10 protein-coding genes, 1 pseudogene and 1 riboswitch are annotated in these 14,265 nt (G+C 40.4%); of the genes and pseudogenes, 3 read left to right on the plus strand and 8 right to left on the minus strand.

Going from position 1 to position 14,265, the window contains the following annotated elements:
- Nucleotides 1-225 precede the first annotated feature (225 nt).
- Nucleotides 226-477, plus strand: a pseudogene (locus FTT77_RS07810) (ATP-binding protein); the annotation flags it as partial.
- Between the two features lie 72 nt (nt 478-549).
- On the opposite strand, the gene uca reads toward FTT77_RS07810, so the two are convergent.
- The 4 genes from uca to FTT77_RS07830 all read right to left on the minus strand — a co-directional run bounded on the left by uca (nt 550) and on the right by FTT77_RS07830 (nt 6,791).
- Nucleotides 550-4,155: an urea carboxylase gene (uca, locus tag FTT77_RS07815; protein WP_180109109.1), complete on the minus strand. Its 3,606-nt coding sequence runs from the start codon at nt 4,153-4,155 to the stop codon at nt 550-552.
- Nucleotides 4,156-4,159: 4 nt separating this feature from the next.
- Entirely contained in the window at nt 4,160-4,810 is a 651-nt protein-coding gene (locus FTT77_RS07820; protein ID WP_180109110.1) for an urea amidolyase associated protein UAAP2, read from the minus strand.
- An 11-nt stretch (nt 4,811-4,821) separates the two neighbouring features.
- Complete coding sequence (locus FTT77_RS07825) at nt 4,822-5,559, minus strand: urea amidolyase associated protein UAAP1 (protein ID WP_180008856.1); 738 nt, start codon at nt 5,557-5,559, stop codon at nt 4,822-4,824.
- A 29-nt stretch (nt 5,560-5,588) separates the two neighbouring features.
- Nucleotides 5,589-5,700, minus strand: a riboswitch (guanidine-I (ykkC/yxkD leader).
- Nucleotides 5,701-5,897: 197 nt separating this feature from the next.
- A complete protein-coding gene (locus FTT77_RS07830) occupies nt 5,898-6,791 on the minus strand; it encodes a LysR substrate-binding domain-containing protein (protein WP_078190935.1) in 894 nt (297 codons plus the stop codon).
- A 190-nt stretch (nt 6,792-6,981) separates the two neighbouring features.
- Here FTT77_RS07830 and FTT77_RS07835 point away from each other — a divergent pair, with 190 nt between their 5' ends.
- Nucleotides 6,982-7,683 (plus strand): HAD family phosphatase, encoded by a 702-nt coding sequence (locus FTT77_RS07835; protein WP_180008858.1) that lies wholly within the window; start codon nt 6,982-6,984, stop codon nt 7,681-7,683.
- A gap of 91 nt (nt 7,684-7,774) precedes the next feature.
- Here the strand turns inward: FTT77_RS07835 and FTT77_RS07840 are convergent, their stop codons facing one another.
- The 4 genes from FTT77_RS07840 to FTT77_RS07855 all read right to left on the minus strand — a co-directional run bounded on the left by FTT77_RS07840 (nt 7,775) and on the right by FTT77_RS07855 (nt 12,998).
- Nucleotides 7,775-8,092, minus strand: a complete 318-nt coding sequence (locus tag FTT77_RS07840; protein ID WP_180048939.1) for a hypothetical protein — start codon at nt 8,090-8,092, stop codon at nt 7,775-7,777.
- Nucleotides 8,093-8,315: 223 nt separating this feature from the next.
- Nucleotides 8,316-9,815, minus strand: a complete 1,500-nt coding sequence (locus FTT77_RS07845) for a succinate CoA transferase (RefSeq protein WP_180008859.1) — start codon at nt 9,813-9,815, stop codon at nt 8,316-8,318.
- Nucleotides 9,816-9,948: 133 nt separating this feature from the next.
- Nucleotides 9,949-11,118 (minus strand): thiolase family protein, encoded by a 1,170-nt coding sequence (locus FTT77_RS07850; protein ID WP_180008861.1) that lies wholly within the window; start codon nt 11,116-11,118, stop codon nt 9,949-9,951.
- Between the two features lie 101 nt (nt 11,119-11,219).
- Nucleotides 11,220-12,998 carry an acyl-CoA dehydrogenase C-terminal domain-containing protein gene (locus FTT77_RS07855; protein ID WP_180109111.1) on the minus strand — a complete coding sequence of 593 codons (1,779 nt, stop codon included), beginning with the start codon at nt 12,996-12,998 and terminating at the stop codon, nt 11,220-11,222.
- A 606-nt stretch (nt 12,999-13,604) separates the two neighbouring features.
- Here FTT77_RS07855 and FTT77_RS07860 point away from each other — a divergent pair.
- Nucleotides 13,605-14,210: a TetR/AcrR family transcriptional regulator gene (locus FTT77_RS07860; protein WP_078190941.1), complete on the plus strand. Its 606-nt coding sequence runs from the start codon at nt 13,605-13,607 to the stop codon at nt 14,208-14,210.
- Nucleotides 14,211-14,265 lie beyond the last annotated feature (55 nt).

Raw genomic sequence — 14,265 nt, forward strand, 5'->3', positions numbered from 1 at the left:
TTCAGCAAGTGTTTTTTCTGCTTTGATCGCAGCAAGTGCTACCTTAGCCTTAAAGTCGTTTGAATGATTTCTTCTTGGTCTACGTGCCATAAAATACTCCATATATTGATGTTTATAACATCATTTGGGGAGCAAAATATCACTTATAAGTGTTGTTCAAATTTCCTGATCCACCTCTGGAAGACCTCTCAAGGATTTAATATCGAAAAGCTAGAGGGAATTAATTCATTAGATTATTTTGATCATAAAGATTATGGCATAGGAAAATTATTGGATGATCAAATACGAAATCCAAGAACTTCTGCTGAAAAAACTGCTTTTGCCGATGGTACAGGTGTAGGAACCATTAAATATAAACTAGATTTTTGTCGTGAAATCATCAAATATTTTGATGAAAATCCTGATTGGGAACTGACACCAAAAGCAAAGGATCTATGCATCCGAATTTTCAAACATATTGAAAAGTGTAATTCTTAAATCTCCCCTAACCCATCTTTAATAAAGAGGGGAAATTCCCTCCTTTGAAAAAGGAGGGTTAGGGAGGATTTTTTAAGACACTGGCGCTAACGTAAACAACACTTGCCCCGTTTTCACCGTTTGCCCTTTTTCAATGGTAATCGCATCTACACGCATACGTTCAGGTGCAATAATTGGAATCTCGATCTTCATTGCTTCAATCACTGCAAGCGTAGCACCTTCTTCCACAATATCACCTGATGCACATTCAATTTTCCAAATACTGCCCGGCATGTGAGACTCTACCGCACAGCCACCATCAGGTATTTGAATATCACTATCATCGGTTACAGCATCTAAACTTTCAGACACATATTCTGCAAGCCCAGCTTCATGCCAACGACGACGTTCTTCATCAAAATTGGCTTGTTGGATGGATTTAAATGCTGAGATTGATTCTGCATTTTCAGTCAAGAAGTCATTGTATTCTTTTAGGTTGAGTACACCTTCTTCTACACGCAGTTTTAAACGACCTGCTTTGAAGTCCTCACGCATTTGCATAAGTTCAGTTTCAGACACTTCATAAAACTTAATTTGGTCAAAGAAGCGTAATAACCACGGCATACCTTGCTCAAAGTCAGGGTTTTTACGATAACGAGACCACATTTGCGTAGTACGACCCACGAACTGATAGCCTCCCGGACCTTCCATACCATAGACACACATATATGCACCGCCAATACCGACAGCATTTTCAGGCGTCCATGTCCGTGCAGGGTTATATTTGGTGGTCACTAAACGTTGACGCGGATCTAATGGTGTTGCCACAGGTGCACCTAAATACACATCGCCCAAACCCATGACCAAATAACTCGCGTCATAAACCACATCTTTGACCGCTTGTTTGTCTTTTAAACCATTAATACGACGGATAAACTCAATATTGTCAGGACACCATGGCGCATCTGGACGTACGGTTTGCATATAACGCTCTGTCGCTAGCTGGGTTTGTGTATCCTCCCAAGCAAGTGGTAAATACACAGTCCGTGACGGTACTTGCATTTGGGTCACATCAGGCAGTTCAGCTTCAGCGATTTGTAGCAAACGCAATAAATCCAATTGATCAAGCTTGATCGAATCAAAATGGATTTGTAACGAACGAATGCCCGGTGTGAGATCAATAATCCCTGTGATATTTTGCTTTTCAACCCATTGCATGAGTGCATGAATACGGAAACGTAAGTTCAGATCTAAAACCAACTCACCATATTCCACCAACATGTAGTTGTTGCCAGCAGGACGATACACCACATCCGGCAAGCCATTCTGACCTTTTAAAGTGTCAAGCACCGCATTTTTTAAGGTGGAAAGTTCAGGATAGAACGATTCGTCAAAAGCTACAGCCTGCGTATCAGATGCTTCTAATTGTGCATGATATTTTTCATTTAAAAGTTTCGCTTGATGATAACTCACAGGTATAAATCTGACTTTGTCTCCTGCTTTCAATTGACCAAGTTTCCAAAGCTCAGAATTAATCACCACGGCAGGACAAACAAAGCCTCCTAAACTTGGACCATCTGGACCCAAAATAATCGGCATATCACCCGTAAAGTCGATAGCACCAATGGCATAAGCATTGTCATGAATATTCGATGGATGCAAACCGGCTTCACCACCATCCTCACGTGCCCATTCAGGTTTTGGACCAATCAAACGAATACCTGTACGGCTTGAGTTAAAGTGAATCTCAAAAGTATTGGCAAAGAAGGTATCAATGTCTTTTTTAGTAAAGAAGTCTGGTGCACCATGCGGGCCGTACATCACCGCAATTTCCCATTCATGACTAAACGTTGGCACTTGTTCAGGCGCAAGCGCTGTCACTTGTTCAGATGTAAATGCCATGATTGGCAACATATCTCCAATCAATAAATTACGACCAGCATGACCACCAAACTGACCAAGGGTAAAGGTTGCTTGTGAGCCTAAATATTCAGGTACATTCAAACCGCCTTTAATGCCGATATAGGTACGGCAACCTGTGGCGATTTTTCCACATTTTAAAATCTGACCTTTACGCACATTCACGGTTTGCCACATTGGTACAGACATACCATCAAGCGTTGATGGCATATCACCACCCGCCAATACAATTTGGCTATCACAGTGGAATTTTAAACTTGGGCCTTGCAAAGTGCATTCAAGCCCTGCCGTGTTATATGCATTGCCTAACAATTGATTCGCAACATTAAGTGACAGCGGATCAATCGCACCTGATGGTGGCACACCCACATCCCAATAGCCCAAACGACCTGTGACATCTTGCACAGAAGTTTGAATGCCTGATTGCAACACTTCAATTTTTTGGGTTTTCCACTCAAATGTATTTAAGAATCGTGTGGTTTGCGTACCGGCTTTAAATACATCGCAGTTGATAATATTTTGTAGATATTCAAGATTAGTTTCAATGCCTGCAACCGATGTTTTGGCGAGTGTTTCGGTCATTGCAGCAATTGCAGAGTCACGATCATCCGCTGTGACAATGATTTTCGCAATCATCGGGTCATAAAATGATGAGACATTTGAACCGGTTTCTACCCAAGTTTCATTGCGTGCCTGCGGATCAAAATCGACATAGGTCAACAGCCCTGCACTCGGTTGGAAGTTTTTAATTGGGTCTTCTGCATATAAACGTACTTGAATTGAATGACCTTTCGATTCAAGTTGTGCTGTTGGTGCAATCCAATCCCCACTACCGAGAGTCACCATCCATTCCACAAGGTCTACACCAAACACTTGCTCTGTCACACCATGTTCAACTTGCAGGCGGGTATTCACTTCTAAGAAATAGAATTCCTGTGTGTCGGTATCCATCACAAACTCAACTGTACCTGCCGAACGGTAACTCACCGACTTCATCAATCCAATCGCGACAGATTGAATATAGGCACGTTGCTCATCATTGATATGTGGTGCTGGGGTTTCTTCCACGACTTTTTGGTTACGACGTTGTACCGAACAATCACGCTCGCCAAGTGCCAAGACTAAGCCATTACCATCACCAAAAATCTGCACTTCGATATGACGGGCATTCTGTACGAATTTTTCTAAATATAAACCTGCGTCTTTAAAGTTGGCTTGGGCAAGATATGACACTGTAGAATAAGCATCTTTCAGCTCTTCTTCACTCCACACCAAACGCATACCAATACCGCCACCGCCCGCGGTACTTTTCAGCATCACAGGATAACCAATACGATTGGCTTCAAGCAGTGCTTCAGCTTCATCTGCCAAAAGCTGACTGCCCGGAAGAAGTGGTACATTGGCTTGAATCGCGAGTTGACGCGCGGTATGTTTTAAGCCAAAGGATTTCATTTGCGCCGAATTTGGCCCTAAAAATACAATGCCTTGCGCTTCACACAGATCACAAAATTCTGCATTTTCAGACAAGAAGCCATAGCCGGGATGAATCGCTTCTGCACCTGTTTGCTTTGCAACTTCTAAAATTTTATCGACATTTAAATAGCTTTGGCTGGCAGGACTATCACCAATAAATACCGCTTCATCAGCTAAGGTCACATGCAAAGAATCACGATCTGCTTCTGAATACACTGCAACGGACTGAATGCCTAATTTTTTCAGTGTACGGATCACACGGCAAGCGATTGCACCACGGTTGGCAATGAGGACTTTATTGAACATGGTATTACTCCTCGCCTTCACGAATGATCAATTGAATTTTTGTTGGGTTATAGGCATTACATGGGTTATTCAGTTGTGGGCAATTGGAAATGAGGACGATTAAATCCATTTCCGCTTTCACTTCGACATATTTACCTGGTGCAGAAATACCATCATCAAACTTTAAATGACCCTCGCTTGTCACAGGAACATTCATAAAGAAATTAATATTTGGGCCGATATGGCGCACGTTTAAGCCATGTTTTTTTGCAATCGGATGTTGTGACAACGCAATCATGAAATTATTACGGCAACTGTGCATTGGAAATTTGTCATGTGCATAGCGAACAGTGTTGCTTTCACATGAACATGCACCGCCTAAGGTGTCATGACGGCCACAGTTGTCGTCATGTATGGTGGCAATTTTGTTGCCGAAATTAGTATAAAGTTCTGTACCTTTTTCTAAATAAATCTGTTGGTTAATGGCTAAGGTATCCGTTGCGCTATAGCGCTCTTCAGGATTCTGTGCAGAAATAAACAAGGTATCTACCGCTTGGTTGCCTTCAAGGTCAACAATACGGAAATATTGCCCTTTCTTAACCTCGCACATCCACGCTTCACCGGCAGGACATACTTCACTGAGCACTGATTTTTCTAGGTTGACAAGTGCAGTCATGATCATTCCCCTTAAGCAGTTAAAGCGTAGTAGCGGTTATTATTTTGGAATGCACGCTGATTTTGCGGGCAAGAATCACGGCAAACGTCGCTGTCGCCTAAAGGAAGTGCTTTATATAAAGACAATTGAACATCCGCAGGTGCATATTCCGTGCTGTTATCTAGAGCATGTGGTGCACTAGATAAAAAGACCAAACAATCCATTTCAAAGCGCAGTTCAATAATTTGATCGGTGTTATCGGAGTCGATATAAGACAAGTTACCTGTATCATCAGGCGCAACCTTAGAGAAGAGATTAAGTGTTGAACTTAAGTCGGTTGCAGATAAACCAAACTTGGTCATTTCAAGCAATAAGCTGTCTTTGCCATTACGGTACATATCATTACGTGCATCTTGAAACGTTTTTGAACCAAATTGTTGTTCAATTTGCTGTGCATTGCATGGTGCACAAAATGCATCATTCCAACCGTGGTCATCTTTGACAATGGAAATCATCGCGCGACCAAGGTCCGATGCAAGGATATGCCCAGTGCTTAAAAATGCCGTATGTTGCCCTTTTAAGCTGTCTGGCATGTTATACCGTTCGAGCTTATCTTCACTATTTACACAGTAGAATGCCACATTGGCATTTTGCCCTAGCGATTTAAGCTGTAATACTGCCCCACGCTGAATACGCGCTGACCAGTGGTGTCCACCCGGTAAAAGTTCAGTCCATAGTGCTTTATCATCATGATAATGTGTTGTGCTCATTGCAGCCTCTGCCTAATTCTTAACTATTTACCTCCCGGGCTTTTATCCCTCCGTGTAGCTTGAGCTTGCAACTTAAGCCGTGAACTCTCGGTCGCAGACCTACATGAAACTTCATGTATCGGAACCCTAGATCACTTTATGATGTATGTAGAAATGCAAAGGCTGTGCCAATTTAGTATTACCAATTTATATAAACGTAATACTGCTATTTATTAGACTTTTTTATAGTATTGAGCTATAGCATGACCAAATCGGGTGCAGCCCATGCACAAAATTGCTGCAAAAATTGCAAAAAAAAAGCCCAAAATCATTTTTGGGCTTTATGTAATGCATAAAAATTATTTTACCAATATCTCATGGAACATATGACGTAGCCATTGATGGCTGGTTTTATGATGGCAAGACATATGCCAATATTGCTTCACGCCATAGGTTGGAAATGCAATCGGTGCGTCAAATATTTTTAAGTTGCCGCGCGAAAGCAATACTTCACTCAAGTAATACGGCACAGTAGCAATCGCATCAGTGTCTTGCACGACTAAGCCTACACCTAAATAACTAGGTAAACGCATCAAAATATCACGTTTTAAATCAAGGTTAAGCAGCTCATTTTCAATATGGTAGTGCCCCATCCCTGCATCAATATCAATGTGCGACTCTGATAAATATTGCTCAGTTGTAATGGTGTCACCCGTTAATCGTGGATGGTCCTTGGCTGCAATCACCACATAATATTGCTCAAACAGTTTTTGCTGATAAAAGCCGCTTTCCAAATGCGGTAAAAACCCCAGTGCTAAATCAATTTCACCATTCGCCATCTGATAACTGGTTTCAGTGGTAATCGGGCGTACATTCAGACGTATTTGTGGCGCGTGTTTTTTTAGATATTGGCTGATTTTAGGCAATAAAACCAAATGCGAAACATCGGTCATGGCCAAAGTAAATTGTTGATCTGAAATAGCTTGATCAAAATTAATCGTAAAATTATTAATGGCTTCAACTTTACTCAAGGCTTCGCTGACTAAAGGAAATAATTGACGCGATAACTCCGTAGGCACCATTTCATTGCCGATACGTAAAAATAAGGGGTCGTTATAATGCTGTCGTATTTTATTTAAAATATTACTGACTGTAGGCTGACTCATTTGCAAGTGTTCAGCAGCTTGCGACACATTTTTGTACTTATAAACATGAAAAAAAATGCTAAGAAGTTTACAGTCCAATTCAAACACGAAAGATTTAGTCCCTAATTAAATATTGCAAGTTATGCTGTGCATCATCTGCTGAATTATACAAAAAGCCAATAACGAAATATTACTTTTATTGCAGATGAAACGCCAGTTTAGCCTGCTCAGTTGAGTTCAGCTTTTCAACACTCCAATCAGTCCGCATAATAGACATAGCTCGAATTTGGATATCAACATGCTTCAAGGAAAAAAACTGGTTTGTTTTGATTTAGATGGCACACTTATCGATTCTGTTGGCGTGTGGAATCAGGTCGATGCAGATTTGATTCAACAGTTAACTGGACAAACCATCCAATTGGATTTCATTCAACGTGAACGTGACATTCAGCTGCAATTATTTAAAAACACCGCAGACCCTTACTTAATGTACTGTAACTATCTAAAAGATACTTATAAAATTGAACAACACACGGCTGATCAAATCAAACAGCAACGATATGCCATTTCACAGCATTTTTTAGAACATATCATCTTGCTTAAACCACATGCAGCGTTATTTGTTCAACAGCTCATTCAGCAAGGTATTCAGGTGGCAATTACCACCACGACCAGCTTGCAAAATATTTATCGATATCAAAAAAATATCAACATTTATCCAAAGCTGCATTTTGAAAATACTTTTGATCTGATCCTGACCCGTGAAAGTGTCAAAAATATTAAGCCGCATCCTGAAGTCTATTTACAGGCGATTGAACATTTTGCAGTAAAACCTGAAGAATGTTTAATTTTTGAAGATTCGCTCATTGGTGTAGAAGCCGCAAATGCCGCAGGCATTGAAGTCGTTGCCGTGTATGACGCATATTCAGAGCACGAAATTGAGCAAATCAAAAATAAAGCGGATTACTTTATCCATGATTTCTCTTCTGTCTTAAACTAATGACTAGTAATCAATCATTCGCTTTAGAGTTAAAAAAAGCAGCCCAATTTAGAGGCTGCTTTTGATATTTTTGCATCAATAGATAATTGATCTATTTTACTTTTTTATAAATTGATCCAGATCCGACTAAATTTCCAGTTTTTTCGTCAATTGCAAATTCAACAGCACCTGTCCCAGAGTTTAAAGCGAGTAAACCAGATTCAGCGACAGATGCAGGTACAGGATTTTTCTTTTCAGATTTACCACTTTGTTTATCTTTTAAAGTATTGGTAATGAAATAGTTTTCACCATTTTTACTAATAATCAACGCATTTTCAAGTTGCGGATCTACTGCGGTATTTTGCCATGTTCCAGCATAATCAGGCGCTGGACTTTGTTTACATGCAGTGAGGAGAACTGCGAACAACATCGCAAAAAAAAATTGAATCTTTTTCAAAATACTGACCTTCTTTGTCAATGAATTTTGCATTATAGAAAGCCTTGAACAGAACTTAAGACCGTTCGTGTTGTGCAAAAGTTTCAAACCAAGTGCTGCTGTTTTTCTTTTGTCATGTTTTGAAACATTTGTAGTCTTTCATAAAAAATAAGCCCACTTGATCATGGGCTTATTTAAAAATTTTCAATCTTTAGATTTATACGATTTGACGCATTGAACCAGTTTCTTCAAAAGTGGCATGCCAAGATAAAGCCTCTTTTAAAATATGCGGCGTTTGACCACCACGCTCACATGCGCGTTCAAAGTAGCTCAACAATGCTGCGCGATAATCTGGATGCGCACAGATTTCAATGACTTTACGTGCACGCTCACGTGGTGAAAGACCACGTAAATCTGCCAAGCCCTGCTCTGTAACCACGATATCAACGTCATGGTCAGTATGGTCGGTATGACTCACCATTGGGACTACAGATGAAATCGCACCGCCTTTTGCAATCGACTTGGTTACGAAAATGGCAATGTGCGCATGACGAGTAAAGTCTCCAGAACCACCAATACCATTCATCATTTTGGTACCCGTCACATGGGTCGAATTTACGTTTCCGTAAATATCAAACTCAAGCGCCGTATTAATCGCGATAATGCCTAAACGTCGAATGATTTCAGGGTTATTGGATAGCTCTTGTGGACGTAACACAATTTTGTCTTTGTACTGATCAAAATTGTTCATCACGCGCTGTGCGCAAGGCTCAGACAACGTCATTGAACAGCCTGAAGCAAATTTCATTTTTCCAGAATCAATTAGCTGGAAAGTACAGTCTTGTAGTACTTCTGAATACATTTCCAAATCATGAAAATTCGAATGCTCAAAACCGGCAAATACAGCGTTGGCAATCGAACCCACACCTGACTGTAGCGGGCCTAAATTTTCAGGCAAACGCCCTGCTGCGACTTCACCTTCAAAGAAATCAATCAGATGCTGAGCAATCGCTAGGGTTTCAGCATCAGGTTCATCCATTTTAAACTGGGTATCTGGCAGATCATTCAACACAATAGCTGAAATCTTATCGGGGCTGACATTGATCCCAATCGTACCGATACGTTCACCGACCTGAGTCAGTGGAATTGGCCCACGGTTTGGTCGCGCTTTCGGCACATAAATATCATGTACACCTTCTAGCACTGGGTTAATCGTATTATCAATTTCAATAATCACATGATCTGCCATTTCAATGAAATTGGCTGAGTTACCACATGAACCTGTCGGAATAATTTGACCATCTTCGGTAATTGCAGTCGCTGCAATAACGGCCACATTAATGCGCGGTAAATTATGATGACGAATATTGTCAGCCATTTCAGACAAGTGTTGGTCAATATACATGACCTCGCCAGCGTTAATGGCTTTACGTAAACCAGGATCTGCCTGATACGGATAACGACGTTCTATCGCATGTGCCGCATTGAGACGACCATCGATACTATTTCCTAAACTAGCACCCGTTGCCAAAGTGATACGAAGAGGATGTGAAACTGCATGATCTGCAAGCGCCAAAGGAACCGTCTTTGCCTCACCTGCACCACCAAAACCACTTAAACCAACCACTGAACCATCTTGAATTAACTCAATCGCTTTTTCAGCAGACATCACTTTGTCGCGAAGGGAGAGTAAGCGAATGCGATCTAAACCATTCATAATTAAATCTCAAAAAATAAATATCTCAAAATAAACATCTTTTTTCGCCATCCCAGCGAACTGAGATAGCGTTTGTTATTGCTTATCTAAAAACGTACTTATCTAAAAGCTTACTTATATAAATTGAGGCAAATTAAATCAGTTCAACCGCAATTGCAGTTGCTTCACCGCCACCAATACACAGTGCTGCGACACCTTTTTTACCGCCAGTGCGTTTTAAGGCATGAATCAGCGTCACAATAATACGTGAACCTGATGAACCTAGTGGGTGACCAAGTGAGCAAGCACCACCATGAATGTTCACTTTTGCTTCATCTAAGTTAAATCCATCAATCGCCAGCATTGTAACCATAGCAAATGCTTCATTGACTTCCCACAGGTCAACCTCTTGTGCATCCCAACCCGCTTGTGCAAGCACTTTCTCAATAGCACCGACTGGAGCAATCGTGAACTCTGACGGATGCTGTGAATTTGTGGCATAAGCAACGACTTTTGCTAGTGGTTTTAAACCACGTGCTTGAGCCGTTTCTTCTGATGTAACCACCAAAGCAGATGCACCGTCAGAAATTGAGCTGGCATTGGCAGCTGTGATCGTGCCGTCTTTTTTGAATGCAGGACGCAGTGTTGGGATTTTTTCAGGCTTAGCACTTAATGGCTGTTCATCTGTGTCAACAACGACGTCACCTTTACGGCTTTTAACAGTAACTGGCACGATTTCATTTTTGAAGAAACCGCCTTGAATCGCGGCAACGGCTTTATTGAGTGAGTTGATGGCAAAAGCATCTTGCTGTTCACGGGTATAGCCTTTTTTATCTGCCATATCTTGTGCCAGAATACCCATCGATAAACCTGTCTCAGCATCTTCTAAGCCTTCTTGGAACATGTGATCTGTGGTTTTACCATGACCCATACGATAGCCTGAACGCGCTTTTTCAAGTAAATATGGCGCATTTGACATCGACTCCATACCACCAGCAACCACAATATTAGCAGAACCGGCTTTAATCGCATCAGCTGCTTGCATCACCGCCTTCATGCCTGAACCACAAATTTTATTAATCGTGGTGGCACCCGTTGTATCTGGTAAGCCTGCTTGACGCATCGCTTGGCGTGCAGGACCTTGTTTAAGACCAGCCGGTAATACACAGCCAAAAATAACTTCGTCAATATCTGTAGGTTCTAAACCTGCACGTGCAACAACAGCCTGAATCGCTGCAGCACCTAAGTCTGGGGCTGTACAAGATGAAAGTGAACCCTGAAAACCACCCATCGCTGTACGTACGCCATCTACAATTACAATCATTTCTTATTTCATCCTGTTTTAAATCTTTTAACCCCAAGGAACCATGACTGGTTCCTCAGATTTTCCATCTTAATGTTTTTCACAGTGGTTTCGATGAAACCTTAAGATTGAGCGGTGAAGTATTCTTCAGATAGCTGCATGATAAGTTCAGAACCTGCTTTAATGCGTTGAGCACGGGCAGCAAGGTCAGGTAGAACTTTCTCAACATAGAAATCTGCGAGTACCAGTTTGTTTTGGAAGAAGCTCTCTGGTTTTGCAGCAGCAGCTTTGCTAATACGCGCAAACATATACACAAAGCTGAGTAAACCAACAGCGTGCAGGTAATCGACTGCCACCGAACTGCTAAAGTCTGGGGTGGTCTTAGATTGTTCAATAATGAATTGCGTTAATGCTTCAACTTCGTCAGAAACTTGCAATGCTGCAGATTTAACTTTTGAATCAGCCATGGTTGCAGCAAAGTCACGAATTTCAGCAATGTAATCGGCAATAAATGCACCATTACATTTCGTAGTTTTGCGTCCAATTAAATCAATCGCTTGTACGCCATTTGTGCCTTCGTAAATCTGTGAAATACGTAAGTCACGAATGCATTGCTCCATACCCCATTCACGGATATAGCCATGACCACCAAAGCACATTTGCGCTTCTAAAGTAGCTTGTAGGGCTGTATCTGTTAGGTAGGCTTTTGCAATAGGTGTCAATAAAGCCACGCGGTCATTGGCTTTTTTCACAGCAGCTTCATCAGTTGAATATTTTGTAATATCCAGTTGCTGACCAACATACACAGCAAATGCACGAGATGCTTCGTTGTTGGCGCGTACATTCAACAACATACGACGTACATCACCATGTACCAAAATAGAGTCTGCTGGTTTTTCAGGAGATTTCACACCTGTCGCAGAACGACCTTGTAGACGATCAGTCGCATACTGTGCAGCATTTTGGTAAGCAAATTCTGCAGCACCAATCCCTTGGATACCCATCGATAAACGTTCATAGTTCATCATGACAAACATCGCCGCAAGACCTTCGTTTTCTTTACCAACGATATAACCTTTGGCGCCATCAAAGTTCATGACACACGTTGCAGAACCTTTAATACCCATCTTGTGTTCAATTGAACCCGCTGAAACAGCATTGCGTTCACCGACTGAGCCATCGGCATTGACATGGAATTTTGGAACGATAAACAATGAAATACCACGTGAACCCGCAGGTGCATTTGGCGTTTTTGCTAACACAAGATGGATGATGTTTTCACACAGATCATGTTCACCACTGGTGATGAAAATTTTCGTGCCTGTAATGTTAAATGAACCATCTTCATTCGGCTCTGCTTTGGTTTTAATGATCCCCAAATCAGTCCCTGAATGTGGTTCAGTTAAACACATAGTGCCTGACCATTCACCCGTATAAAATTTTGGAAGATAGGTTTCTTTTTGCTCTTGCGAAGCACGGTCATTAATCGCCATACCTGCACCCACAGTCAGTAGTGGATACAACATAAATGATGGATTGGTACTCCAAATCATTTCGTCAGCAAGTACCGTCAACATTTTCGGCATGTTTTGGCCGCCCCATTCTTCAGAAGCGCCTAAACCAACCCAACCACCTTCGGCGAATTGTTTAAAAGCGTCTTTAAACCCTGTAGGCGTAGTAACAACACCATTACTAAACTGCGCACCACCTTCTTCATCGGCTGTACGGTTCAAGTCTAGAATAACGTTTTTAGAAAACTTAGCCATTTCTTCTAAAATAGCATTTGCAGTCGCCATATCAATATGAGCTAAGTTTTCATTTGACTGCCAGAACTCATCTGCATTGAATACATCATTTAAGATGAAGTCCATGTCCTTTAACGGCGCATTGTATATTGGCATTGTACTTTCCTTTTCTACAGGCTTTGTCAGCGTCTTTGACAAAGTACTTTTTTAAAGTTGCACGCTCCCGCACAAAATCATCAAATCAATTTTGTGTGGATTTTTTTAAAGATCTGTTTTTTCAGATAGATATCTAAAAAGAATATAGATAATGTGTTTTTACCGACAAGTGAAAAATAACCACCTGATATTTTGAGCAGCATTATTTTATTACACTTAAATAAATTTATTGAGTTGACTAAATTTATAATTGGTAATTGATTAAAACCAAACATAATAGTACCCATAATCATGTTTAATTTAGGTTGTATTAATAACATAACAACCAAGACCGTTTTGTTAAATGCTGCTTTTGTTGTAAAAGCGAAAAGACAATAAATTAAAAAAAATAAAAATGGAATTTTATTTCAAAAAAATGACCTCAAGGGTTCAGTTTTATTGACATTAATTTTATGCTATGAATTCTATATGCTTTACGCACTCTACTAATGTGTTTATTTTTAAACCAATTTATGTAATATTTGAGACCATAGTGGAATGTAAGATTCACAAGATTTAGCTTAAGCTAGGCTTGTTCACCCTCAAGCTGTTTATGGAACAGGTATCATGAGTTCAGTACGCCAACAAAATTTTATCCTTCGCAAGGAAAAAATTTTAGCCATGGCAGAAACCCTGCTATTAGATAATAATCAAGACATCACCTTAAGTGAGTTAGCTTGTGAACTAGATATTGCCAAAGGCACGATTTATAAACATTTTAAAAGTAAAAACCAATTATATTTAGAACTGATTATCTTAAATGAAAAACGATTATTAGAAATTTCAAAAAAATATAATCATGATATTAAAACTTATGTTTCACAATATATGCTTTATAATATGTTGAATTCTAATCGAACTATATTATTACATGTCATTGAAGAACGTCTAACCAATAATGAACGTAAATTAAAAGAGTTATTTGAAGAGCTCTATCGTGTCCGTGAAGAACGTATTATTGAAATTAAGGATATGACCAGTGATTATCTAAAATCACTTGAAAGCGCAATGTCGATTCGTGATTATTTATCCTATATTTGGACGGTCACTTATGGTGCGTCCCTACTCCTCAATTCGACGCATTATCAAAAATCTATCGGTTCTCGTGAGCGTTTAATCAAGCTATATATTAATCAGGCGCTGATGACGCCAGATAAAATTTCAGCCGTATAAAATTGATTGAGAAATAAAAAAGCCGAACAACTGTTCGGCTTTTTTATATATTGCA

Source organism: Acinetobacter sp. YH01010 (assembly GCF_013420775.1).
GTDB classification, from domain to species: Bacteria; Pseudomonadota; Gammaproteobacteria; order Pseudomonadales; family Moraxellaceae; genus Acinetobacter; species Acinetobacter amyesii.

Excerpts from the sequence above, each read along its gene's own strand:
- uca (WP_180109109.1), bottom strand. The coding sequence starts at position 4,155 with ATGTTCAATAAAGTCCTCATTGCCAACCGTGGTGCAATCGCTTGCCGT.
- FTT77_RS07820 (WP_180109110.1), bottom strand. The coding sequence starts at position 4,810 with ATGACTGCACTTGTCAACCTAGAAAAATCAGTGCTCAGTGAAGTATGT.
- FTT77_RS07825 (WP_180008856.1), bottom strand. The coding sequence starts at position 5,559 with ATGAGCACAACACATTATCATGATGATAAAGCACTATGGACTGAACTT.
- FTT77_RS07835 (WP_180008858.1), top strand. The coding sequence starts at position 6,982 with ATGCTTCAAGGAAAAAAACTGGTTTGTTTTGATTTAGATGGCACACTT.
- FTT77_RS07840 (WP_180048939.1), bottom strand. The coding sequence starts at position 8,092 with ATGTTGTTCGCAGTTCTCCTCACTGCATGTAAACAAAGTCCAGCGCCT.
- FTT77_RS07845 (WP_180008859.1), bottom strand. The coding sequence starts at position 9,815 with ATGAATGGTTTAGATCGCATTCGCTTACTCTCCCTTCGCGACAAAGTG.
- FTT77_RS07850 (WP_180008861.1), bottom strand. The coding sequence starts at position 11,118 with ATGATTGTAATTGTAGATGGCGTACGTACAGCGATGGGTGGTTTTCAG.
- FTT77_RS07855 (WP_180109111.1), bottom strand. The coding sequence starts at position 12,998 with ATGCCAATATACAATGCGCCGTTAAAGGACATGGACTTCATCTTAAAT.
- FTT77_RS07860 (WP_078190941.1), top strand. The coding sequence starts at position 13,605 with ATGAGTTCAGTACGCCAACAAAATTTTATCCTTCGCAAGGAAAAAATT.